Source organism: Nocardiopsis sp. YSL2 (genome assembly GCF_030555055.1).
Taxonomy (GTDB): domain Bacteria; phylum Actinomycetota; class Actinomycetes; order Streptosporangiales; family Streptosporangiaceae; genus Nocardiopsis.
In genome coordinates this window covers 1,727,486-1,750,803 of sequence record NZ_JAMOAO010000001.1, presented here as the reverse complement: position 1 = coordinate 1,750,803, position 23,318 = coordinate 1,727,486, and the positions used below count along the sequence as shown (strand labels likewise).

At 70.9% G+C, this 23,318-nt stretch carries 23 protein-coding genes; 7 read left to right on the top strand and 16 right to left on the bottom strand.

Annotation, left to right across the window (positions count from 1 at the left end):
• Positions 1–99: 99 nt before the first annotated feature.
• Both M1P99_RS07540 and M1P99_RS07535 read right to left on the bottom strand, forming a co-directional pair.
• A complete protein-coding gene (locus tag M1P99_RS07540) occupies positions 100–942 on the bottom strand; it encodes an MHYT domain-containing protein (RefSeq protein WP_304451936.1) in 843 nt (280 codons plus the stop codon).
• Positions 943–1,114: 172 nt separating this feature from the next.
• Positions 1,115–1,648, bottom strand: a complete 534-nt coding sequence (locus M1P99_RS07535; protein ID WP_304455620.1) for a TetR/AcrR family transcriptional regulator — start codon at positions 1,646–1,648, stop codon at positions 1,115–1,117.
• A gap of 377 nt (positions 1,649–2,025) precedes the next feature.
• Here M1P99_RS07535 and M1P99_RS07530 point away from each other — a divergent pair, with 377 nt between their 5' ends.
• The 4 genes from M1P99_RS07530 to M1P99_RS07515 all read left to right on the top strand — a co-directional run bounded on the left by M1P99_RS07530 (position 2,026) and on the right by M1P99_RS07515 (position 4,362).
• A complete protein-coding gene (locus M1P99_RS07530) occupies positions 2,026–2,721 on the top strand; it encodes a carbonic anhydrase (RefSeq protein WP_304451935.1) in 696 nt (231 codons plus the stop codon).
• Between the two features lie 299 nt (positions 2,722–3,020).
• Positions 3,021–3,518: a hypothetical protein gene (locus M1P99_RS07525; protein WP_304451934.1), complete on the top strand. Its 498-nt coding sequence runs from the start codon at positions 3,021–3,023 to the stop codon at positions 3,516–3,518.
• A gap of 95 nt (positions 3,519–3,613) precedes the next feature.
• Positions 3,614–3,985 carry a hypothetical protein gene (locus tag M1P99_RS07520; RefSeq protein WP_304451933.1) on the top strand — a complete coding sequence of 124 codons (372 nt, stop codon included), beginning with the start codon at positions 3,614–3,616 and terminating at the stop codon, positions 3,983–3,985.
• A gap of 131 nt (positions 3,986–4,116) precedes the next feature.
• Positions 4,117–4,362, top strand: a complete 246-nt coding sequence (locus tag M1P99_RS07515) for a hypothetical protein (RefSeq protein WP_304451932.1) — start codon at positions 4,117–4,119, stop codon at positions 4,360–4,362.
• A 73-nt stretch (positions 4,363–4,435) separates the two neighbouring features.
• On the opposite strand, the gene M1P99_RS07510 is transcribed toward M1P99_RS07515, so the two are convergent.
• From M1P99_RS07510 to M1P99_RS07480, 7 genes are read right to left on the bottom strand one after another with little or no spacing between them, the layout of a single operon-like run.
• On the bottom strand, positions 4,436–5,446 hold the full coding sequence (locus tag M1P99_RS07510) for a sugar phosphate isomerase/epimerase (protein WP_304451931.1): 1,011 nt from the start codon (positions 5,444–5,446) through the stop codon (positions 4,436–4,438).
• 5 nt (positions 5,447–5,451) lie between these two features.
• Positions 5,452–6,345, bottom strand: a complete 894-nt coding sequence (locus M1P99_RS07505) for a sugar phosphate isomerase/epimerase (protein WP_304451930.1) — start codon at positions 6,343–6,345, stop codon at positions 5,452–5,454.
• On the bottom strand, positions 6,346–7,542 hold the full coding sequence (locus tag M1P99_RS07500) for a substrate-binding domain-containing protein (RefSeq protein ID WP_304451929.1): 1,197 nt from the start codon (positions 7,540–7,542) through the stop codon (positions 6,346–6,348).
• 6 nt (positions 7,543–7,548) lie between these two features.
• A complete protein-coding gene (locus M1P99_RS07495) occupies positions 7,549–8,643 on the bottom strand; it encodes an ABC transporter permease (RefSeq protein WP_304451928.1) in 1,095 nt (364 codons plus the stop codon).
• The gene (locus tag M1P99_RS07490; RefSeq protein ID WP_304451927.1) at positions 8,640–9,707 is read right to left on the bottom strand and encodes an ABC transporter permease; all 1,068 of its coding nucleotides are present in this window, start codon (positions 9,705–9,707) and stop codon (positions 8,640–8,642) included. The genes M1P99_RS07495 and M1P99_RS07490 overlap by 4 nt, the downstream gene beginning before the upstream one ends.
• Positions 9,704–11,215 (bottom strand): sugar ABC transporter ATP-binding protein, encoded by a 1,512-nt coding sequence (locus tag M1P99_RS07485; protein ID WP_304451926.1) that lies wholly within the window; start codon positions 11,213–11,215, stop codon positions 9,704–9,706. Before M1P99_RS07485 ends, M1P99_RS07490 begins: the two co-directional genes overlap by 4 nt.
• Complete coding sequence (locus tag M1P99_RS07480) at positions 11,212–12,360, bottom strand: Gfo/Idh/MocA family protein (protein ID WP_304455619.1); 1,149 nt, start codon at positions 12,358–12,360, stop codon at positions 11,212–11,214. The genes M1P99_RS07485 and M1P99_RS07480 overlap by 4 nt, the downstream gene beginning before the upstream one ends.
• A gap of 114 nt (positions 12,361–12,474) precedes the next feature.
• Between M1P99_RS07480 and M1P99_RS07475 the strand changes: the two genes are divergently transcribed.
• Entirely contained in the window at positions 12,475–13,698 is a 1,224-nt protein-coding gene (locus M1P99_RS07475) for an ROK family transcriptional regulator (RefSeq protein ID WP_304455618.1), read from the top strand.
• A 24-nt stretch (positions 13,699–13,722) separates the two neighbouring features.
• Here M1P99_RS07475 and M1P99_RS07470 read toward each other — a convergent pair whose 3' ends face one another.
• The 6 genes from M1P99_RS07470 to M1P99_RS07445 all read right to left on the bottom strand — a co-directional run bounded on the left by M1P99_RS07470 (position 13,723) and on the right by M1P99_RS07445 (position 20,890).
• Positions 13,723–15,135, bottom strand: coding sequence for a DUF6177 family protein (locus tag M1P99_RS07470; protein ID WP_304451925.1), 1,413 nt, complete (start codon positions 15,133–15,135; stop codon positions 13,723–13,725).
• Positions 15,136–15,471: 336 nt separating this feature from the next.
• Positions 15,472–15,816, bottom strand: a complete 345-nt coding sequence (locus M1P99_RS07465) for an immunity protein YezG family protein (protein WP_304451924.1) — start codon at positions 15,814–15,816, stop codon at positions 15,472–15,474.
• 186 nt (positions 15,817–16,002) lie between these two features.
• Positions 16,003–16,851, bottom strand: a complete 849-nt coding sequence (locus M1P99_RS07460) for an immunity 49 family protein (protein ID WP_304451923.1) — start codon at positions 16,849–16,851, stop codon at positions 16,003–16,005.
• 53 nt (positions 16,852–16,904) lie between these two features.
• The gene (locus M1P99_RS07455) at positions 16,905–20,045 is read right to left on the bottom strand and encodes a hypothetical protein (protein ID WP_304451922.1); all 3,141 of its coding nucleotides are present in this window, start codon (positions 20,043–20,045) and stop codon (positions 16,905–16,907) included.
• Between the two features lie 131 nt (positions 20,046–20,176).
• Positions 20,177–20,548 (bottom strand): DUF6507 family protein, encoded by a 372-nt coding sequence (locus M1P99_RS07450; RefSeq protein ID WP_053617243.1) that lies wholly within the window; start codon positions 20,546–20,548, stop codon positions 20,177–20,179.
• A 24-nt stretch (positions 20,549–20,572) separates the two neighbouring features.
• The gene (locus M1P99_RS07445; protein ID WP_304451921.1) at positions 20,573–20,890 is read right to left on the bottom strand and encodes a hypothetical protein; all 318 of its coding nucleotides are present in this window, start codon (positions 20,888–20,890) and stop codon (positions 20,573–20,575) included.
• A 249-nt stretch (positions 20,891–21,139) separates the two neighbouring features.
• Here M1P99_RS07445 and M1P99_RS07440 point away from each other — a divergent pair, with 249 nt between their 5' ends.
• Positions 21,140–21,361: a hypothetical protein gene (locus M1P99_RS07440; RefSeq protein ID WP_304451920.1), complete on the top strand. Its 222-nt coding sequence runs from the start codon at positions 21,140–21,142 to the stop codon at positions 21,359–21,361.
• A 158-nt stretch (positions 21,362–21,519) separates the two neighbouring features.
• On the opposite strand, the gene M1P99_RS07435 is transcribed toward M1P99_RS07440, so the two are convergent.
• Positions 21,520–22,080 (bottom strand): DUF6069 family protein, encoded by a 561-nt coding sequence (locus M1P99_RS07435; RefSeq protein WP_304451919.1) that lies wholly within the window; start codon positions 22,078–22,080, stop codon positions 21,520–21,522.
• A gap of 90 nt (positions 22,081–22,170) precedes the next feature.
• Between M1P99_RS07435 and alr the strand changes: the two genes are divergently transcribed.
• Complete coding sequence (gene alr, locus M1P99_RS07430) at positions 22,171–23,298, top strand: alanine racemase (RefSeq protein ID WP_304451918.1); 1,128 nt, start codon at positions 22,171–22,173, stop codon at positions 23,296–23,298.
• Positions 23,299–23,318 lie beyond the last annotated feature (20 nt).

The window sequence follows — 23,318 nt, the reverse complement described above, 5'->3', positions numbered from 1 at the left end:
CGCGCGAGGTCTCCCTGCGTGCAGGGCTGTCCAGGGGCCCGGCACGTCGAATGAGACATGCGTCACATGTTTCCCGGGTGTTGCCCCGCGGTCGCGCCGTTACCGGCGGGGGCGGTGCCAGACATCGTCGGTGCCGTGCCGGGGCCTGTAGTCCTCCGGCGTGCTCCGCGCGGTCCCGTGGGGGTGCTGAGGGCCGCTGCCGGAGGGGGAGGGGTCGACCCGCTCCTCCTCCTCGCCCAGCATCAGGAAGAGGCTGCACACGAGCAGCAGGACGAACAGTCCGATGATCACCGGCAGCAGCAGGTCGGCCGCGGTGGAGCCGGGCGGCGGGTCGGTCCGGACCGCTTCCGGGGCCGCGACGCTGACGCCCGTCATCGCCGTGTAGTGCACGCTCGTCACGGCGACCGCCATCACGAGGGATCCGGCGGCGATCGCGGGTGCGCCGCGCAGCCGGGCCGAGAACCACATCGCCACCGTGGCCGCCACGAGCGCGATGACGCAGGCGGCGGCGATGGCGGACGGAGCATGGTGCATCGTGCCGTGCATGTTCATCGAGGCCATGCCCGTGTAGTGCATGGCGACCACCCCAGCGCCCGCGAGAGCGCCCCCGGCGAGAATCCAGGGCAGCGTGCGCCTGCGGATGGTCATCGTCAGCGCCGCGCCCATGACCACCACGGCGGTGACGCCGCTGACCAGGGTGAGGAAGGCGTCGTAGCGGATCAGGGCGCCGGCGACCCTGAAGCCCATCATCGCGATGAAGTGCATGGACCACACGGCCATGCCGCCGAGCGAGAACGCGGCCAGGATCAGCCACTGCCACCGGGCGGCACCGCGGGCCCGTCGCGCGCGGCCGGCGAAGGCCAGGCCGAGGACCGAACCGCACACGGACACGGAGAAGGCGATGGCAGGGGTCAGCCAGTCCTGCGAGAGCTGGTCGGTCACGAGCGCCGCTTTCCTGAACCGTTGGGGGAGACGGTGTAGGGATTCTAGGGACGCGGGGGGCGCTTGGCCAGGTCTGTCCGGGGCTGCTTCCTGGCCTGATGTGGCCATTCGCCCGCCCGCGACCGCCCGGAGGGCATCGCGCGGGGGCGGACCGCCGCCCTCGACGGACGCCTCAGGCGCGCAGTCCTTGGAAGGCCATGCGGGAGAGGGACTCGGCGAGTTCCTCGGCGTCCAGTCCGCGGTCCGGCCTGTACCACTCCACGATCGAATTGACCATGCCGAACAGCAGGCGCGCGGCGATCGCGGGGTCCACGTCGCCCCGGATCTCGCCGGCGGCGATGCCCTCACGCACGAGCCCGGCGACGAGGTGGTCGAACTCGCGGCGGCGGGCCAGGGCGTGCTGCTCGACCTCCGTGTTGCCGCGCACGCGCAGCAGCAGGGTGACGTGCGGCAGCTCCTCCACCAGAACCCGGACGCTGCCCCGCAGGACGTTCTCCAGGCGGTCGATGGCCGGGCCGCTGGTGGAGGCCTCCTCACGTGTGACCGCGAACAGGGCGTCCAGCGCCAGGTCCAGGGAGCGCCGCAGCAGCTCCGTCTTGCCGGTGACGTGGTGGTAGATCGCGGACTTGGTCACGCCCAGGGCGCGCGCCAGATCCTCCATGCTCGTGCCGTCGTACCCGCGCTCGTTGAACACGCGCGCGGCCACGCGCAGCACGGAGTCGGCGTCGTGGCCCGGGCGGCCGGAACGGCGCCGGCCGGGCTCTCGGCGGGAGGGCGGCGGTTCGAGTGAGGATGATCGAGGCACGGTAGGTGAATCTACCTCCTGGTCGTCCCTGGTGAACGGGGCGTGGGCCCGGTGTCGTCGGGATCACGGGCGCTCGATTAACGAACGATCGGTCAGTATCTCAGCATAGTCGGCCCCCGGGGTGTGCCGGGGCGCCTGGCCTGCGTCTGAGGAAGGCGTCAACGACGTTAGGAATCCGTCAAGGGTGTAGTGACAGAGCCGTAGCTAGGAGTAGTTTTACCTCGTTTTGTGGGACAGGGACACGTTTTGTCCCCATAGCGAGGATCTGAGTTCACGCCATGGCCATCACACGCCGCAACGCCTTACGCTCCTCCCTCCTCGGTGGAGCCGGGGCCGCCGTAGCCACCGCGATCCCCGCGTCCGCGTGGGCGGACCCGGTGGGCACGCCCGACGCCGGTGACCCGGCGTCCTCCCTGCGCCTGCTCAAGCAGGGCAACGAGCGCTGGCGGTGCTTCCGCCCCCGCCACCCCCATGAGGGACGCGGCCGACGGGCCCAGCTCGTCAACGGCCAGAATCCCTTCGCCTGCGTCCTCGGCTGCGCCGACTCGCGGGTGCCCCCGGAGCTGGTGTTCGACCAGGGGCTCGGCGACCTGTTCACCATCCGCTCCGCCGGGCAGGTCCTGGACGACTCGGTGCTGGGCAGTCTGAGCTACGCCGCGCACATCGACGTCCCCCTCATCGTCGTCCTGGGCCACCAGTCGTGCGGCGCCGTCACCGCCGCCGTCGAGGCGCACGAGAGCGGCGACGTGCCCGAGGGCCACATCGGCTTCCTCGTCGAGCAGCTCCTGGAGGTCGTCGACTCCACGCCCGACGACGGCGAGGACTTCATCGACGACTGCGTGCGGGCCAACGCCGTCCACATCGCGGAGCAGCTGCGCCAGGACGCCGACCTGCGCGAGAAGGTCGACTCCGGGCGTCTGGAGATCGTCGCGGCGCGCTACGACCTGGAGACGTCCGAGGTCGTGTGGCTGTGATTCCCCTCCTCCGGAAGGCAGTGCGGCAAGCACCCGGAACATGACAGAAGTGGTCGCCCGGTATGTTCCGGGCGGCCACTGTTTTGTGACGCCCAAAGATGAATAAATCTCCTGTGTCGCTTCTTTCGGGATAGTGATGGTTTGCCACTTTTCTGGACGAAAGTCAGGTAATTCAGAGAATGCCTGCGGAGCTCGCCCAGGCGTCCTATCGTCGTGGAGTCCGTAGGGGCCGCCGAGGGCCTCAACCGCTCCCGAGGGTCGACGTGCGTCGCCCCCGGCTCTCCCCCGAAGGAGCCGCCGTGCTCTCCATCGACCAGCAGATGCGGGAGATGCTCACGACACCCGGAGTCCGCAGCGTCTCGCTGGTCGACTGGCGTGAGGGCGCGACGGTCTCCCTCGCCGGTGTCGAGGACCGGCCCACGGAGGCGGTGGCGATCGTCCGGGCCATCGGAGCCAGCGCCCAGTACACCGCCGAGGCGGTGGAGGACGTGGTCGTGACCGACGGCGACCACCACCTGTTGATCGCCGTTCTGAAGGGATCGGACCTGTGCGTGCAGGTGCGGATGGAACGGGACCGCGGTCACCTCGGGTTCGCTCTGCGGCGGCTGCGCGGCCTGTCGGGCTCGGCACACCTGCCGGCGTCCCGTCGGCACCCGCGACTGCCGCCCCGGCGCGAGCGCGGACGCTCCGTCCCCCGAGCCGCGTCCACAGTGGACCGCGCGGTGCTCGACCGCGTTCTGACCGGGCTCCGCTCACTATCGGTCGACCGCCCATGGAAGGGGTCCGTGATCGCGTGACCGGTCGCCGGTTCGAACCACGGCGCGTGCGCATCCGCCGTTGGATGGCCCAACGGCCGCTTGTGCGCCACATGACCACAAGGAGAGAGAAGGACATGCCGAACATCGAAGCCGGACTGAAGGAAATGATGGCGATCGAGGGAGCCCTCGGCGCCGCGGTCGTGGACTACAACAGCGGAATGTCCCTGGGATCGCTCAATTCGACCAGCGGACTGGACCTCGACGTCGCCGCCGCGGGCAACACCGAGGTCGTCCGGGCCAAGATGAGGACGATGGACCAGCTCGGGCTCAAACAGGGGCTGGAGGACATCCTCATCTCGCTGTCCAGCCAGTACCACATCATCCGTCCCCTCACGAACCGCAAGGGGCAGGGCCTGTTCCTCTACCTCGCGCTGGACCGGGCGCGTGCCAACCTGGCCCTGGCCAGGCACCGCCTCAAGGGGATCGAGGAGGAGCTGGAGGTCTGACGGGGGCCTCGGACCGGACCCGGGTGCGGACGGCGCCGCCGTCCACACCCGACCGGACCGCTCTTCCGCGGTCGTGGGCGATGGGGGAGAATGGCGCTCCAGCCCCCCCCGACAACGCAGGGAGAACCGGGATGTTCCGGATCGCGATCAGCCGCCTGTCCGATGACGGCTGGAGTGTCACACCGGAGCGAAGAGCGACCGCGCTGTCCGTCGACGAGGCGATCTCGTCCATCCGGGAGCACCTGCCCACCGCCGACACCCGTGCCGTGCGCAGCGACACCGTCCAGCGCTCGGTCAACCGGATCAACGACTTCCGCACGGACCTCGCCACCGCCGAGGGCGGCCACTACCGGGTGGTCATCGCCCCCATGATGTGAGCGGGCGGAGGGCTCCCGGCCGTCACGACGGGGTGACGCCGGCGCGGGCGGACGGCACCCCACCGCCCACTTCTCAGGCCTCCCGACCACCGAAGGCGGAGTCGAAGCTCGCTTCCGGCGGGTCGTAGGCGTGCGCGCGTACGAAGTCCACCGCCTCGGCGGCCCCCACCAGGCGGTCCATCCCGGCGTCCTCCCACTCGATCGACACCGGACCCTGGTAGCCGATCGCGTTCAGCGTGCGGAAGCAGTCCTCCCACGGTACGTCCCCGTGCCCCGTCGACACGAAGTCCCACCCCCGTCGGGGATCGCCCCACGGCAGGTGCGAACCCAGACGCCCGTTGCGTCCGTTGCCCGTCCGCCTGCGGGTGTCCTTGCAGTCCACGTGGTAGATCCGGTCCCGGAAGTCCCACAGGAAGCCCGCCGGGTCGATGTCCTGCCACACCATGTGGCTGGGGTCCCAGTTCAGGCCGAAGGCCGGCCGGTGTCCCACCGCCTCCAGCGCCCGCTGGGTGGACCAGTAGTCGTAGGCGATCTCCGAGGGGTGCACCTCGTGGGCGAAGCGCACGCCCACCTCGTCGAACACGTCCAGGATCGGGTTCCAGCGGTCGGCGAAGTCCCGGTAGCCCGCCTCGACCACGTCCTCGCCCACCGGAGGGAACATCGCCACGTACTTCCAGATCGCGCTGCCGGTGAAACCCACCACCGTGGACACGCCCATCCGGGCCGCCGCCCGGGCGGTCGTGCGCATCCCCTCGGCCGCGCGCCGGCGCACCCCCTCGGGATCGCCGTCGCCCCAGACGCGCGCCGGCAGGATGTCGCGGTGGCGCTGGTCGATGGGGTCGTCGCACACCGCCTGGCCGAGCAGGTGGTTGGAGATCGCCCACACGCCCAGGCCGTGGCGTTCGAGGACCGCCAACCGCTCCCGCACGTAGGCGTCGTCCACGGCGGCGCGGGTGACGTCGAGGTGGTCGCCCCAGCAGGCGATCTCCAGGCCGTCGTACCCCCACGCGGACGCCAGGGAGCACAACTCCTCGAACGGCAGATCGGCCCACTGGCCGGTGAACAGGGTGACTGGTCGCGGCATTCTCACTACCTCCGTCTGGGGGCGGGTCGGGGGCGGGTCGGCACCGCCGGTTCCGGCAGGGAGCGCAGGAACGCCAGGCCGTCCACGGCGATGGCGTCCTGGCTCTCCGCCAGCGGCCGCCACACGGAGGCGGCCGTGGCGATGCTCGCGTTGTCGGCGGTGAACGACTCGATGACCAGGGGGCCGCCGTACCCGGCCCGGTCCAGCGCGGCCGTGATCCCGGGCCAGTCCAGGTGGTCGGCGCCGGGGGCGCCCCGGTCGTTGGCGCACACCTGGACATGGTGCAGGCGCGGGGCCGCGCGGTCGATCGCGGCGGCCACGTCCCTCTCCTCGATGTTGAGGTGGTACACGTCCAGGGCCAGCCCGCAGTGCCGGGCGGGCAGATCGGCCAGGGCGGTCATGGCCTGGTCGACCGTATTGAGGACACTGGTCTCGTACCGGTTGAGGGGTTCGACCGCCAACCGCACGTCCGAGGCCGCGGCGTGCTCGACCACGGGTGCCAGCGCTTCGGTCAGCTCGGCGTAGACCGCGGCCCGTTCGGCCCCGGACATCCGCCAGGTACGGCCGACCGAGGCGTAGGCGGGGCCGGCGATGACGGACGAGCCGACCCCGGCCGCCGCGTCCACCACCCGGCGCAGGTAGTCCTGGGTGGCCGCGCGGGTCCCGGGGCCGGTCGCCACGAGCTCGCGACCGGGCCCCATGACCAGCACGACGGAGGCCGTCAGGCCCAACCCGTCCAGCAGGGCGCGGGCACGCCGGGGGTCCCAGTCGCCGACGTCCTCCACCGGCAGTTCGATCGCGTCGAAGCCCCACTCCGCCACGCGGGGCGCGATGCGCTCTAGGGCGGCGTCGGTCAGCGGCGACGTCCACACCCAGGTGTTGACCCCCAGCGCGCGCATCTACCGGTCCGTCCAGGCCTCGGGGAAGCCCGGCAGGTCCTCGCCGCCGAACTTCGCGTAGTGCAGGGACGGCATGTCGGCGTTGCGCTCCAGGTAGTCCGGGAGCTCGTCCTCCCGGATCGGCTCCTGCGGCAGGATCCACTCCGAGGGAACCTCCTCGCCCGCCAGGATCATGCTCGCGGCCAGGACCGGGGTCCGCCACTGGAAGTTGGAGTAGACCGGGGCGATCGCCGTGATGTCCTCCTCGTCCCACTTGCGCAGGAAGCTCAGCTCGTCCTCGCCGGCGATGACCGGGTACGGCTGCCCGGCGTCCTCGAAGGCCTCCAGGCCCGCGACCGCGCCGTCACCGGCGTCCATCCAGATGCCGTCGACCGAGCCGCGCTGCAGGTGTTGGGACACCAGGTCCTTGATCTGGGCGCCGTCGCCCCCGGTGAACTCGAAGCCGAGGACCTCCAGCTCGCTGTCGTCGAAGATGGTCTGGGCCGCCGCCCAGCGGTGTTCGAGCACGTCGACCCCGGGGAGGATGCGCAGGGCCAGGACGGTCGAGCCCGGCTCCAGCTCGTCCACGAGGAACTCCGCGGCGTCGGCGCCGTAGGCGTAGCCGCCGATGGGGTGGATGAAGGTGACCATGCAGTCGGTGTTGACCCCGCGGTCGAAGACGATGACCGGGACACCGCTCTCACAGGCGGTCTCCACGGCGGGGGTGAGAGTGGCGGTGGTGGACGGCGAGACGATGATGGCGTCGCAGTCACCGGCGTCCACGAACGCCTGGATGTCGGAGATCTGCTGGTTGTCGTCGTCGGCGGCGTCGGAGACCCGGAACTCGCCGATGCGGCCCTCCTCCTGGAGCGCCTCCACCTGCTGTTCCATGGTGATGAAGCCGGTGACGCGCCAGGGGTTGGACACCGAGGCGTTGGAGAAGCACACGGTGGCCTCCCCCGGGTCGTCGGAGGCGAACTCGCCCGTATCGGTCCACTCGGGCTCGATCGCCTGCAGCCAGGGCTGCTCGGGGTCGCCCTCGGGCGTGATCTCGCGCTGGGCGAGCTGGGCGTCGAACTCCTCCTGGTCGAACCACTCCCCGTCCGGGGTCAGGCCGGCGCCTTCGGCCGTGCCGTCGTCGGGGGTGTCGGTCGTACACGCACTCAGGACCAGGGCCAGACCGGCGGCGCCGGCCAGGAGCGCAGGGGGGACGCGCATGGTGTGTTACCTCCTCGAAGAGCCGAGCGTGTGCCCGGTCGGGTGGTCCGGTCGCCGCTGTGGGCGCCCGGGCAGTCGAAGCCCGCCGCGGCGCGAGGCGTAGGCCACCGCGGCGATGATGATGAGTCCCTGCGCCGCCGGCTGGATCGTCGAGGGCAGGTACAGCTGGTTGAAGAGGGTGAAGAGGGCCTCCACGGTGAGAGCGCCGAGCGCGGCGGCGAGCACGGTGCCGCGTCCGCCGCCCAGGACCACGCCGCCCAGGACGACGGCGGTGATGGCGGTGAACTCCAGGCCCTGGCCGACCTGGGCGGTCACCCCGGCGTAGCCGCCGATGAGCACCGCCGCGAGCGTGGCCAGCAGCGACGACGCCATGAAGGCCAGCGTGCGCACCGACCACACCCGCACGCCCGAGAAGGCGGCGGCGGTGTCGTTGTCACCGGTCGCCATGAGCGTGCGCCCGTACGGGGAGCGCATCACCAGCACGCCGGCGACCACGACGGCCGCCGCGATGAGCAGCGCCCAGGGGATCTGGTGGAGGAAGGGGACGTTCTCGATCCCGTTGCGGCCGGGCACACGGAAGGCCTCCGAGAGCGCTCCCGTGGGCGCGCCGCCGGTCCAGAAGCGCACCGCGCCGAACAGGATCAGCATCGTGCCGAGCGTCGTGATGATCGACGGCACCCTCAGCAGCGTGGTGACCAACCCGTTCACCAGGCCCACGAGGAGCCCGAAGGCCACCATGAGCGCCAGCACCGGCCACGTCATCGCCTCGTCGCCGTCGATGAGCCTGGCCGCCACCACGACCTGGGCGCCCACCAGTGAGCCGACCGACAGGTCGAACTCGCCGGAGACGATCACCAGGTACTGGCCCACCGCGAGGATCACCAGCGGGGCGGCCTTCTTGCCGAACCCCATCAGCGGCGGACCCTCGAAGAACGACGGGTTCTGCGTGGCGATGACGACGAAGATCAGCAGGAGGATCAGCGCGACCGTCGCCGTGCCGCCCCTGGGCAGGGCGGACAGCGCTCTCAGGGGACGACGGCGCGTGTCCGCTCCGGGGGCGGGCGGCGGGGAGGAGGGGGTCGGGGAGACGGGGGCGGTCATCGTCGGCCTCCCGGGGACGCGGTCAGTGACGGGGGCGGAGAGGGCGGCCGCGTCGGCGGCCCCGTGGACGGGAAGCGCACGCGTGTCGCCGCGCGGGAGTGCTGCCCGCGGGCGTAGACGGCCACCGCGGCGACGAGGACCGCGCCGCGCAGGACGTCCTTGACGAACGGGTCGACCGCGAGCACGTTGAACACGGTGTCGAGCGTGGCCAGCACGAACACGCCCGCGATCGTTCCGGCCACCCCGCCGCGACCGCCGAGCAGATAGGTGCCGCCCAGCACGACCGCGGCGATCGCCTCCAACTCGTAGCCGTTGGCGTACACCTGCGGGTTGCCGGTCCCGAACCTCGCCGCCAGCAGCAGTCCGGCCACCCCGGCGGTGATCGAGCACAGGACGTGCGCGGTGACCACGGGGACTCCGGCGCGCACACCCGACAGGCGGGCGACCTCGGCGTCACCGCCCACGGCGTACATGTGGTAGCCCAGGCGGGTGCGGTGCAGGAACACCACGGCCGCCACCGCCAGGCCGAGCATCACCAGCGTGGAGACCGGCAGCACACCGATCCGGGTGTAGCCGAAGGCCTGGAAGGCGGCGGGCACCGACCCGGCCGGGCCCTGGAAGGTCGTGTCCAGGTAGCCCTGGATGACCAGTGCCGTGCCCAGGGTCGTGATGAAGGGGTTGACCCGCAGGCCGGTGACGATGAGCCCGTTGGCCAGGCCGACCAGGGCCGACACGCCCAGGGCGGCGGCCGCCCCGAGCAGGATCCGGGACGGGTCGCCGTCCATCGTGGTGGCGGCGACCAGCGCGGACAGCGCTGCGACGTGGCCCACCGACAGGTCGAGCGAGCGGCAGAGGATGACGAGCGTCTGTCCGATGGCCAGGAAGCCCAGCAGGCTGCTGCGGGTGAACAGGTCGACGGTGTTGGCGGTGGTGAACAGGGTGGCGCCGCGGGCCGCGAGGAAGGCGGCGCTGACCGCCAGCAGGACGACCAGGGCGGCGTAGACGAGTCCGGTGGTGCCGAGCCGCGAACCGAGGCTCCGCACGGTGGTCCGCAGGGGTGTCACGGCGCCGCCTCCCCGCGCGGGGCGGAACCGGTGGCCAGGGCCATGACGGCCTCCTCGTCGGCGTCGCCGGGCAGCTCGCCCGCGACACGGCCGTCGTCGAGCACGACCAGGCGGTCGGCCATGCCGATGAGCTCGGGCAGTTCGGACGTGATGAGCACGATCGCCACGCCGTCCGCGGCCAGCTCGCGCATGAGCCGGTAGACGGCCTGCTTGGCGCCCACGTCGATGCCGCGGGTCGGCTCGTCCATCACCATGACGCCGGGGTCGGCGGCCAGCCACTTGGCCAGCACGACCTTCTGCTGGTTGCCGCCGGACAGGTACTGGACCTCCTGGCCGTGGCCGCCCCGGGCGACCAGTTCCAGTGACGACAGCACACCGGGCAGCCGGCGGGCACGCGGCCGGGAACCGAAGGGGAACACGGCGTCCAGGACCAGGCGCCCGTTGTCCAGCACCGACTGGTGCAGTGCCAGGCCCTGGGACTTGCGGTCCTCGGTGACCAGCACCAGGCCCGCGCGCACGGCCTGGCGCGGGGAGCGCGGGTTCACGGCCTCGCCGTCCACGCGGACCTCGCCGCGGGTGAACCGCGCGATTCCGAACAGGCCGTGGGCGACCTCGGTACGGCCGCTGCCCTGGAGCCCGCCCAGGCCGAGGATCTCGCCGCCGCGGACCTCGAACCCGATCCCGTCGACCTGGGCGTTGCCCGCCCCGGCCACCGACAGCCGGACGCGTCCGACGTGGTCGCCGCGCGGTTCGAGGGGCTCGGGGAAGACCGCCGCGACGGGACGGCCGACCATCCGGCGCACCAGCTCGGCGGGCCCGAGCTCCTGGGCGGGCCAGGTGCCGACCAGGTCCCCGTCCTTGAGGACGGTGATGGTCGCCGCGAGGTCGAAGATCTCCCTGAGCCGGTGCGAGACGTAGAGGACGGCCACACCCCGCTCGCGCAGTCGGCCGATGATCCGGTAGAGCACCTCCACCTCGTGGTCGGCCAGCGCGGCGGTCGGCTCGTCCATGGAGATGACGCGGGCGTCCTGCGAGAGCGCCTTGACGATCTCCACGATCTGCTGTTCGGCCACCGACAGCGACCGCACCTTCCGCCACGGGTCGATCCCCTCCAGCCCGAGGTCGGCCAGGAGCGCGGCGGTGGCGCGCTCCATCGCGCGGCCGTCGACGAGGCCCCGGCGCAGGGGCTCGCGGCCCAGGAAGACGTTCTCGGCGACGGTGCGCTCGGGCAGGAGGTTGAACTCCTGGAAGACCGTGGCGACCCCGGCCCGCTGCGCCCGCACCGGGTGCTCGAAGGCGACCCGCTCGCCCTCGAGGTCGATGGTGCCCCCGTCGGGGCGGTGCACACCGGCCAGCACCTTCATCAGGGTCGACTTCCCGGCCCCGTTCTCGCCGACCAGCGCGTGCACCTCACCGGCACGCAGGTCCAGGTCCACGCCGTGCAGGACGCGTACGCCGAGGAAGGACTTGGTGATGGCGCGCATCCTCAGCAGGGGTTGGCCGGTCATGCCCCGTCCACCCCCGGGACGTCGACCCAGCGGCGCTCGCGGGCCGACTCCAGCACGGCCTCGGCCAACACGGCGGCGCGCAGGCCGTCGGTGAAGCGCGGCAGGCCCTCGGGGTCGTGCCCGGCGATGGCCGCGGCGGTGTCGGCGACCAGGGCGTTGAAGCAGTCCTGGTAGCCCTGGGGGTGGCCGACGGGCACCGTGACCAGACGGGCGGCGTCGGTGCTCAGGGCGGGGTCGTCGCGCGAGATGAGGGCGGTGCGGCCCCGGGAGGCGGACCACAGGGTCTCGGGGCGCTCCTGGTCGAAGACGAGCGATCCCTCGCTCCCTGCCACCTCCAGGAGCAGCTGGTTCTTGCGGCCGGGGGAGACCTGGCTGATCACGGCGCTGCCGATCGCGCCGCCGCGCGTGGAGAACTGGAAGGCGACCAGGTCCTCGGTGGTGACCGGTCGGGACGTGCCGCCGCGGGTGTCGTTGACGCGGGAGGTCTGGGCGCTGACCGCGGTGATGCGGTCGCCGGTGACGAACTCCAGCATGTCGCACCAGTGCGAGCCGATGTCGCCGAACGCCCGGGTGGGCCCGCCCAGCTCGGGGTCCACCCGCCAGTTGTCGTCCTCGGGTGAGAGCAGCCAGTCCTGGAGGTAGCCGCCGTGCGCCAGGCTGACGCGGCCGATGGCGCCCGCGGCGACCCGCGCGCGGGCCTCGCGGGCCATGGGGTGGAAGCGGTAGGCGAAGGGCACGACCGCGACGCGGTCGGCCTCCTCGGCGGCCGTGACCAGGCCGCGTGCCGTGGCCGCGTCCGTGGCCAGGGGTTTCTCGCACACGACGTGCTTGCCCGCCGACAGGGCGGCCAGGCTCAACGGGGCGTGCAGGTGGTTGGGGGTGCACACGTGGACGACGTCCACGTCGGGGTCGTGGATGAGATCGAGGGCGTGGCCGACGGCGCGGTCCAGGCCGTGGGTGGCGCGGAAGCGCTCGGCCTTGTCCCGGGAGGAGCCCGCCACGCCCACGACCCGGCCACCGGTGGCGCGGACGGCGTGCGTGTGGACACGTCCCATGAAGCCGGTGCCGATCACCGCCGCGCGGTAGACCGTGGGGGCGAGGGGGCCGGGATCATCCGCTTCTCCCAGGCTTGTGACCTTTCTCACTGACATGGCGACACCGTACGCGGGACTTATGTCGAGAGTCAATCAGAAGTTGTCGGAAACAAAGACTTTAGGTGCGCTCGAACCCGGACGAGAATCCTGTGCTTGACTGGTTCCATGACGGAAGAGGCGCTGACGGGCTCAGGGGGCAGGGGTTTGACGGAGTTGCGCGCGACGGCCGCCGTACCGGGGGCGGGCACACTGCTGCGGTTGCTGCGCGACGGAAGACCGCGCACCCGCTCCGAACTGGCGTCCGTGACCGGTCTGGCACGCTCCACCGTCACCCAGCGCGTGGACGCGCTGCTGGCCAGCGGGCTCATCGGCCCCGCGGGCGAGGCGGTCTCGACCGGAGGGCGCCCGCCCACGACCTTCTCGTTCCGCCCCGACGCCCGCGTGGTCGTGGCCGCCGACCTGGGCGCCACCCACGCGCGGCTGGCCCTCACCGACATGACCGGGACGGTCCTGGCCGAGGAGCGCGCCGACCTCGACATCGCTCTGGGCCCCGAACCGGTTCTGGACTGGGTGGTCGACCGGGGGCGGGCGCTGCTCGACGGCGCCGGCCGCGAGGTCCCGGACCTGCTCGGCGTGGGCATCGGCCTGCCCGGGCCGGTCCAGTACTCCACCGGCCGCGCGGTCAACCCGCCGATCATGCCCGGGTGGGACGACTTCGACGTACCCGGCTACGTCGGCGCGCGGCTGCCCGTGCCCGTCCTGGTGGACAACGACGTCAACATCATGGCCGTCGGCGAGCACCACGTCGCCTGGCCCACCGCCAGCCACCTGATGTTCGTCAAGGTCGCGACCGGCATCGGCTGCGGCATCGTGAGCGAGGGCAGGGTCTACCGGGGCGCCCAGGGGGCGGCCGGGGACATGGGGCACATCCAGGTCCCCAGCGGGGCGGGCCGCCAGTGCCGCTGTGGCAACACCGGTTGCCTGGAGGCCGTGGCCAGCGGCGCCGCCCTCGCCGAGGCACTGACCGCCGAGGGCGTCCCGGCGCGCGGCGCCCGCGACGTCGTGGAGCTCTCACGCAACGGATCGGTCCCGGCGCTGCGTGCCCTGCGCCAGGCCGGACGCGACGTCGGCGAGGTGCTGGCCGCCTCGGTCAACATGTTCAACCCGTCGGTGATCGTCATCGGCGGCGCGCTGGCCCTGGCCGGAGACCACCTGCTCGCCGGGGTCCGGGAGATCATCTACCAGCGCTCACTCCCCCTGGCCACCGAGCACCTGAGCATCGTGTCCTCCACCGCGGGGGAGAGCGCGGGCGTCATCGGTGCGGCCGTGACGGTCATCGAGCACTGCCTGAGCCCCGAGCACGCCGACGCCCTGGTCAACAGGACGTAGCGGGCTTGGCGGGGCCCAGGAGGCTCAACGGGGCCTGAGGTGCTCCATGAGGGCACGGAACCGGTCCCACGAGTCCGGTTCCGTGCCGTCGCCGACGCGGTACCAGACCACCGGGGTCATGCGCGGGCCGAACGCGACACCCTCCACCGGTGCCTTCAACGCCCTGTCGCGGCCCGTCTCCAGTACCCCCTCGGCGCCCACGGCCAAGCCGACGGGCACGGGCACCCCGGCCCACCACGGCGGGGTGGTCAGGTCGGCGCGGCCGAGCGCGCGGTGCACGGTCATGGTGCGCAGACCGCCCTGGGCGGCCAGTTCGCGCAGCAGCGGGGTGAGCGCGTCCAGATCCGGCTCCTCGCCGGGACGGTGGGCCACCGTGAGCAGGACGTGCTCGCGCACACCCGTGGGCGTGCGCGACACCAGCAGGGTCCCGGCGAAGGGCAGCGCTTCCTCGTCCGGTCCGGCGCCGGGCCGACCGGCGAAGGCCAGCCAGGTGCGGCCGGGGGCGCGGCCCCGTGCGGTCTCGGTGATCCGGGTGCGGTCCCAGGGACGCGTGAGGGGCTCGGCGGTCCCCCAGACCGACGGAGAAGCGCCGGTCAGGCTCGCGGTCAGCTCCTCCACGGCGCCGCCGAGTCTCAGGTCGCCGCTGACGGGGTGGTCGATCTGGAGGTCGACGTGCAGCAGCGCGACCGGTGCGTCGTCCGGTGACACGCGGAAGGCCTGGTTCGGTCCGTCCTCGGGGTCGAGAGCGGGATCGGGTACGAAGCCGGTGCCGTCCGCCCACACGAGCGGCAGGCCGTTGAAGCCGTCGTAGTAGCGGCCGTCGGGCGCGCGCACCACCCAGGTCGCGGCGGGTTTGCCCAGGAACGAGCGCAGCGCGTGGGTGAGGACGCTCGTCGACGGGGTGACCACCTGCAGACCGGTCCCGTCGCGCCCATGCGCCGCGAGGGCGTCCACGAGCCAGCTCGACAGTGACACCACCGGGCGGTCCTGCACCACGACGGCGTTCTTCCCGGTCACCACGGTTACCGCCGGATGGTCGGTGGCCCCCTGGAGGTGCTCGTCGTCGCGGGACAGCCGGGACTCGGGCTCCCAGAGCGTGCCGCCGTGCCGTTCGACCAGGTGGGCGGCGAACCGGCGGGCCATGCCGGCGGTGTCGGTGTCGCCGAGTTCTGCGCCCCGGGCCTCCACCCAGTAGGGCTGGGCCGGAAGGTCGTCGCTCACCCCGTCCACAAGAAGCCGGTCGGCCTCGGAGGAGACCGCGAGCCGCTGCGCGGCCTGCACGGCGAGCACGAGGCGGCCGGAGTCGTCGCGCAGCTCGATCACGGTCCCCTCCGCCACGAGCCGCACCCGCAGCTTCGGCCCGGCCTCGGCCAGGGCGTCCAGGAGCGAACGCCGATGGGGGCTCTCGGCCAACAGGGCGATCACGTCACGGCTCAAGGGGACTCCTTCGAGGGGGAGCGGGGCGGTTCGTACGCTACTGGGCCTCATTCGGCCGGGCGTTCAGGGGCGTTGGACCATGGCCTGGTCCGAGCGCGCGCGCTTCTTTGCCACGCCCGTGGCGACCGAGGCCATGTGCAGGGACGGAGTACGTCATACGAGGGGTCCTTGTTGGTTCCGGTTCCAGCCCTCGCAAAGGTCACCCGGTGGTGCCTCTCCCGGATTCCTTCTGTTCCTTCTAGTGCTTCATGGCAGCGAGGGCCGTTCGAACCTTGTCTTGGGGATCCATGACACTCCGGGCATTTCGAATCCGCGTGAAACGTGACTCGGACGCCCTTACTCGGTGGCTCGTCCTTCGGCTTCCTCCTGGAGTTTCTCCCAGAGCCAGTCGGGGATGTGCTCCTCATCTCGGGGGAAGTACTCGAGGTCCACGGTGAAGCCGTGGGCGGTGGGGAAGGTCAGGCCGGGATCTTCGTCATAGTTGAAGTCGACGTGGAACTTTCCGGGGGGTGTGATGACGTACTTCATGGAGAACCATGTTCCCTTGCCCTCCTGGTACATCCCCGCCCGAAGATCGTCGATCAGGAAACTGAGGCCAGTAGTGGACTCGCGGGAGGTTGAGCCGTCTTCGTACTCGACTTCGAGGAGAGCAGTGGAGTGCTCGATGACAGCTTCTTCCATGTAAGTGATTCTACTCCACCCATTAGGCACCCCATCCAGAATATTGACGCCGATCTGGGTGAGGGCTTCCTTCTGGTGCGCAGGGTCGAGATTACCCCGCTTGAAATGGTGTGTCGGCATTTCCCTCAGGAGGTTTCAGGGTTGCTCGGGTCGATTTTCTGGACAGGAGGGGCTGGCCTTCGGGCGTCAGATGTCGAATTCTCCGTGCCAGGACCGTTCGACGATGTGCTTGGGCAGGTAGTCCGATTCGACTTCGAGTTGGAATCCGGATTCGTGGAAGCTGCGGTCGTAACCCATGCAGGCGAGGGCGAGGAGTCCGAGGGGTGTCACGTTCTTGATGTCCTCAGCGCGCTCCTCATCAGAAGTCACATAGTCGCGCCAGAGGGTGAGGCCGTTGGCGAGTGCTTCGTTGAAGCCGTCCGAGTCGCCTTGGGCGAACTTCAAGAAGGTGTTCATCTGCGGGAAGACGACCTTGTTCAGCTGGTCAGGGTCGCCGAACTCGGCTCGTGCGGGGTCGGAGAGCTCCATGGCGGCGGTGAGTTCCTCGACCAGTTCGGGCCGATGGAGGATGTAGGCCTGCCGTGCGGCGATCCAGTGGTAGGAGAAGGTGTTGTACTCGCGGCCCTGGCCCCGCTGTGCCCGTCGCAGGACTTCGACGTCGATGTGGCAGAGCTTTTTCCAGCGGTGCTGGTCGCGGCAGGTGACGGCGAGGTAGAACGCCATGTCCCAGGCCCCGGCGTCGGCAAAGTACAAGGGGCCGGTCGCGGTCGTGTGCCGGATCTTGTGGTCGAACATGAACTCGACCGGTACGCCCGCTTCGGGGGTGGTGATGTCGAAGACGGCGTTGTAGATCTGCATGGCGGCCGTCCACGCCTCCCAGGTCTCCAGGTCGGCGGCCCGGCGATCCACGGCCAACGTGGTGCACGCGTCCAACCACAGCGTGTTCAGCTTGAGGTCGATGGACTTGGGTCGCTGCTCTGCCTTGTCTCCGATCCGAGCACGGGTGCGTGGGATGCGTTCGATCAGTGGTTCCAAGCCAGTGGCACTGAGATCGTGGGCGGGAATGGAGTAGACCATCGTGTCAGTCCTTACGGGTTCTCTTCGCCGATGTCGAACAGCCTGAATGCGCCCCCACCGTACTCTGGGCCACGGGGGTCGCCCTTGGCCTCCACATAGAGCACTCTGGCATCATCCAATGCATCCTCGAGCTCCTCGGCCAGATTGAGTTCGTTGAGCGGGTTCTTGCTGTCCTCCGGCCGTTTCTGAATCGCCTTCCTACCGCGCTCCTTCATGGCTTCGAGGATGTCACCGAAGTACGGCCTGCTGCCCTGGGAGACGCGGGTGGGAGGGCTGTTCGAGCCGGCGGGCGGCGGGATGGTGCGCTCGCCGAGGTCGGTCGTCAGGCTGCTCTTGGCCTCCATCACCACGAACATCGGTTTGCCGTTTGGACCCTCGGCAAGGTGGATCTGGTCGAACTGGCTGTTGCCGTGACCGGGGTAGGTGGTGGGCTTGATCTCCCTGATGACCCTCGGCAGCTCCAGCGGGGTGCCGTCGTCCAGGGTGATGGTGGTGTTGCCGTCGAACTTCTCCCTGACGATTTGGCGGGCCACCTCCTCACCGAAGGTCTCACTCGCGCGCGACGACTCACCGAGGAGCGTGTTCTTCGCTTCGTGACGCCGCTGGACCTCCGGATCGAGGTTCCCCTGTTCGTTGCGCAGCGACTCGTATTCGATGCGGGCGCGCTTGACATCAGGATGCTTCTCCACCCCACCGTGTTGGGCGCGAACGTCCTCGTAGACCTGCCTCAACCGCTGGACCTCCGGGTCGCGGTCACCGATCTCGTTGCGCAGGGACTCGTACTTCTCCCTGGCGGTCTTGGCATCGTCGATGGCGGTCCGCCGCTGCTCCGCGAGGTCGTTCAGGCGGAGCGCGTCCGGGTGGTTCGGGTCGTCGCCGACCTCGATTCGGTTCGGGTTCGAGGTGAGGTATTCGGGGGGATCCGGCTCGCTCAGGTTGCTCTTGGGCAACCATTCGCCGTTGTCCCCGACCCGGGTCAGGATCGGTAGCTTGATCCCTTCGATCGCGAATTCGACGCTGCGCCTGGAGCCGCCACGGTCGTAGAACTCGTTGAACAGGTCCGGGCGCTGGTTGAGCAGATCGACGAAGCGCTCGTTGAAGTCGGGCGGCCTGACGCCGTTCCCCAGCCCCAGCTCGTCGATGACCTCCTGCGTGCGGACGGCGCGCGTGTGCGCGTCCCGGCGGTTCGGGTCCAGGGGTTCGCTGTCGCCGTCGCCCGGGAGACCGGAGCCCGGTCCTCCCGTGGGGCCGGTGCCGTTGCCGCCGCCGGTGGCGACCGTGGTCGAACCGCTGCCCTGGTCCACGTGAGAGTTGTTCGGTCCGTCGTTGCCGTTGGCGGGCGAGTCGCCCGGCCGGGTGTCGTTGTCGACGCTGTTGGTGACGGTCGGGGACCGGTCCGCCATCTCCGGGCCGTCGGGGCGGAAGTCGTCCGGGGCGTCGAAGTCGGGGTCCGAGCTGGAAGCATCGGCCCGCCGGTTCTGCGGCGTGTCCGGGGTCGCGGAGTTCTCCAAGTGGTCCGGGCTCCGGCCGATTTCGGCGTACTGCAGCTCCCGGCCGTCGTTACCGTCGCCCGAGCCCTCCCAGTTGTCGCGGTCACCGCCCTGCTCCGCGTCGGTCCGGCGGAAGTCCGCACCGTACCGGTCCCGGAGCGCGGTGGCTTCCGGGGAGACCGGGTTGAACACGTCCTCGACGGTCATGCCGTCCCGGAAGTCCTCGACGGTGTACCCGGGATGCTGGGAGGTGCGCCGGTTCTCGTCCGCCGTGGAGGTGTCGTCCCCCGTGCGGGGCCGAGAACCCGTGGGGGAGCCGGAGTCGCCCGTGCCGTCCACGCCCCCGTTCCGCTCCGCGAAGCGCGCCAGGGCGTCCTGCATGTCCTGGATGCGCCTGGGGTCGACGCCCCCGAACCCGGACAGGTCGAACTCGAACAGCGTCCTGTTGCCCCCCGCGAAGTTCGGCAGGTTGAGCTGGATCGAGATGGGGGAGGGGGAGTCGCCCGAGGGCAGGTCCATGTCCGGTAGGCGGCTGCCGCTCATCTTGTTGAGGATGGACGCGCCGCGCCAGGCCAGGAGGGGCACGCCGACGGCGGCGCCGACACCGGTCGCCGACAGGGCGACACCCGCCACGGTCACGCCGATGTTGAGCAGCGCGGTACCGATCACGTAGCCGGGCCGCTCACCCCACTCCTCCCACGGCACGACCGCGTGGGCGGCGTCCTTCCAGGCCTCGCCGACGGTGTCCCAGCCGGCCCAGCCGTAGCTGTCGGACTCGGCGTCGTACACGCCGGCCAGGGACGCCACCGACTGGAGGGTGCCCTCCCAGTTCTCCATCAGCGCGTCGTCCCAGGACATGGAGAACCAGCCCTCGGAGCTGTGGGCGCCGACGGCGGCCCCCAGACCCTCGACCGCGCCGACCCCGAAGTCCCACACGGCCGCGCCGGCGTCGACCCACCAGTGCTCGTCGGTGGTGGCCCCTTCGATCCCCCACTCGGTGGCAAGCTCCGACAGGTCCTGTTCGAAGCCGTGGTAGAAGACGTTCGGGTCCAGGCTGTCCGAGTCGGCGCCCGCCTTCTCGAACCTGGTGCGGTCCGGCACGAAGAGGTTGATGGCGTTCGCGCAGGTGAGTTCGGCCTCCGCGTAGTCCTCGATGATGCGGAAGCCCTTTTCGATCAGGTTGTCGTTCTCCTCCACCAGGGGGCTCTCACCGACGCCGATCAACCCCTTCCATCCCTCGGCGTCGCGCCATTCGTCGCCCTTCTCGGCCATGCGTGCGCGCAGATCCCAGGCCTCGGTACGCAGGCTCGACCAGCGGGACTTGATGCTGGTGAGGTCCTCGGCGAAGTTGTCCAGGGCGGTGGCGGCGCGGTTCATCGCCCGCTGGACGGTGTTGCCGTCGGTGGCCACAGGGTCCAGGACGGAGTAGAGCTCCCCGGCCTCAGGGGCCTGGTAGCAGGAGGTCAGGCCGCCCCAGGCGGACTTGATGTCGTCGCCGAGACCGCTGACCTGTTCCCCCGCCGTCCGCAGGTTCGAGGCGTAGATCTCGATGGAGCCGGGGTAGGCGCTGGGCTCCGGGAACGTGGCCGGGCTGATCTTGCCCTCGCTGTCGACCATCATCCCCATCTGCTCGTCGAGGCTGAGAGGTGGGGCGGTGGACACTGACGGTTCGGGTGGGAGCACGGGAATCCCTCCGTGTGGGGCGGGCGGGGATGGCGAGCACGGGGCGCACGGCGCGGGGGCGCCGTGAGGGAATTACGGAGGAGCCGGACCGACCGAGCGGTCGCGGTCGATCAGACCGGGACGTTGGGGCCGTAGGTGGGCGGCGGGGGCGGCGGCGGGACCACGCCCGCGTTGCGCTGGGACTCCAGGGCCATCTCGTTGTTGCCCTCGACGTAGGCCGTGGTCGCCTCGCTGGTCCGCTCCAGGGCGTTGGCCGTCAGGCTGAGCATGTCGCCCATGAGACCGAAGTAGTGCTCGGCGAACTCGCCCAGGGAGACGGAGATGGGGGCGCTGTTCACGTAGCTGTTCAGGTTGGTGATCGTGCTCTCCAGGCTGGTCATCTCACCGAGCAGACCGTCGGAGCCGCCTTCCTCGCCGATGTAGCCGGCGGTGGTGGACAGGACGGATCCGACTTCCTGGGGCGTGATATCCCAAGCGGACATACGAACTCCTCGGGGGTCGGGTGATCAGGGGGAGACACGGGCCTGGAAGGCCTCGGGGCGGAAGACGTCGGTGGGGAGCGGTTCCGTGGGGGCGGCGCCGACGTGTGGCGCTTCCTCGGCGTGGGCGACCTCGATGGTGTGGTGCATCCGGTTGAGGGCTCCGTGCACGCGTCCCAGGTCGAACGCGGCGCGCACGCGCGCGTAGTCGAAGGTCCGCCGCAGGCGGGAGTCGGGCGCCGGGGCGCCGGGGAGGTCGCCGGGCTCGCCGTCGGCCGCGTCGGGGTCCGCGGAACGCGGGGGGGCGAGCTCGTCGTCCTCGACGGGCACGGCGTCGAACTTCATCGTCGGTCCTCCTTCTGTCCGCCTGGCGCCTTGCGGAACGGGTGCGTCGCTCCCCGACCCTCCACGCGTGTGGAGTGGAGAACTCCTTCGTCCACCGTGTCTGACGCGCCGAGCCTGTGGGGGGTTCTCAGTATCCCGGCGGTCACGGCGGGACGGGTGTGTGGTGGCTGTCACATGTACGGTGTCCGTATCCGCCGATATCCGGACGACATCGTGGGTGCGCGCACCTCAGATGGGAAGGAGCAGCGTATGAGTACGGAAATCGTTCTCCACATGCTGTCCGGCCGCAGGCACGTCTTCCGCCCCGGCGACCTGAGCGGAGCGGAGGGCCAGACCGCCGACCAGACGCTCGACACGGTCAAGAAGTCCCTGCACGACGAGGCGGGGCTGCTCGACTTCCGCGACACCGAGGGACACCACTGGATCGTCCGCTCCGGGATGATCGAGGGCGTGCTGGTCAGCCCACACTAGGGCGGGTCTCCGGGGAGCACGCTCGGGGCCGGCCCGGCACCAGTGTCCCGGCCACGCCGTGCCGGGCCGCTTCCGGCCGCGCCCCGCGCACGCGAAGGGGCGGGGCCCCTCCGGGCCCCGCCCCTCCTTCGTCGTTCACTTCGCGCCGGCGGGCGGGTCTACGGCTCCCGGGCCTCTCCCCGGTGCTCCAGCCGCTCCACGTCGGGCAGGATCCCCTCGTGGCGCAGGACCGTACGCCTGCTCCGGCCGTCGGCACGCGGGCTTCGGACGACCGCCGTCTTCGCCACGCTGTTGAGCAGCGTCGCGATGGCGATGCCGGCGACCAGGTTCATCATGGCCGTGGCGATCTGACTCGGCAGCTCGGCTCCTTGGGTGAAGGGCGTGACCGCGGCGACCGCCGTGATCAGACCTATGATCCAGCCGAAGAACGCGCGCGGCCGCGGCGCGGACAGCAGCAGCATCTGCATCAGGCCCGTGGCCAGCAGCGCCGCCACACCTGCCATCAGCGCGTACACGACGGTCCCGACGTCGCCCAGGTATCCGGCCTCCTCAGGCGCGAGCACCGGAACCCCCATGACCCCTCGGATCACGAGAGTGCCCACCAAGATCACCAGCACGGCCACCACCGCGGTGGCGAGGCCTCCCGACCACAGTCGCACCGTGTTGACGGAACGCTCACTTCCCGTATTGACGGAATGTTCGCTTCCGAACTCGTTCATGCCGGTACCCCCAGATACGGCGCCGAACTCGGTCGAACACCACATACCCGCAGCTCTGTTGTGGTAACCCACACGTGGAAGACTGGCCCCATGGCTCACTTCGCGCATGCTCGCGTCGACCTGGACGCGATCGCCGACAACGCCCGGCTGCTCCGTGAGCGCGCGGGCGGCACCCCCCTGATGGGCGTGGTCAAGGCCGACGGTTACGGCCACGGCATGCTGCCCGCCGCCCGGGCCGTGCTCGCGGGCGGGGCCACCTGGCTGGGCACGGCCTTCATCCACGAGGCCCTGGCCCTGCGCGAGGCCGGGATCACCGCGCCCGTCCTGGCGTGGATCGTCCCGCCCGGTGAGCCCGTGGCCGCGGCGATCGCCGCGGACGTCGAACTCGGCGTCAGCGACCGCGCGATCCTGGACGAGATCATCGGGGCCGCACGGCGTCTCGGCCGCACCGCGCGCGTCCAGCTCAAGGCCGACACCGGCCTCAACCGGGGCGGCGTCGGCCCGGCCGACTGGCCGCAGCTGGTGGAGGCCGCCGCGCGCGCCGAGGACGCCGGACACGTGCGTGTCAGCGGCCTCTGGTCGCACTTCGCGTGCGCCGACGAGCCCGGCCACCCCTCGATCGCGCGCCAGCTCTCCGCCTTCCACGAGGCCCTGGAGACGGCGGACAAGGCCGGACTCACCCCCGAGGTCCGCCACATCGCCAACTCCGCGGCGCTCCTGACCCTCCCCGAGGCCAGGTTCGATCTCGTGCGCGGAGGTATCGCGAGTTATGGACTCATCCCGATTCCCGGTTATGAAGTGCCCGGAATTCGGCCCGCGATGACCCTGCACTCCCGTGTCGCCCTCGCCAAGCGGGTGCCCGCCGACAGCGGCGTCTCCTACGGGCACCGCTACGTGACCGAGCGCGAGACCACCCTCGCCCTGGTGCCCCTCGGCTACGGCGACGGCGTTCCCCGGGCCGCCACCAACAGGGGCCCGGTGTACCTCGGCGGGCGCAGGCGTACGATCGCGGGAACAGTCTGCATGGACCAGTTCGTTGTGGATGTGGGCGACGACCCCGTCCGGGCGGGGGACGACGCGATCCTGTTCGGGGACCCGAGCACGGATCCGGGCGTTCCCACCGCCGAGGACTGGGCCGAGACCCTGGACACCATCCCGTACGAGATCGTGACACGGGTGGGCGCCCGGGTCCCGCGCGAGTACGTCGGCGGCGCCTGAACCGGGCGCGGGCCGGGGCC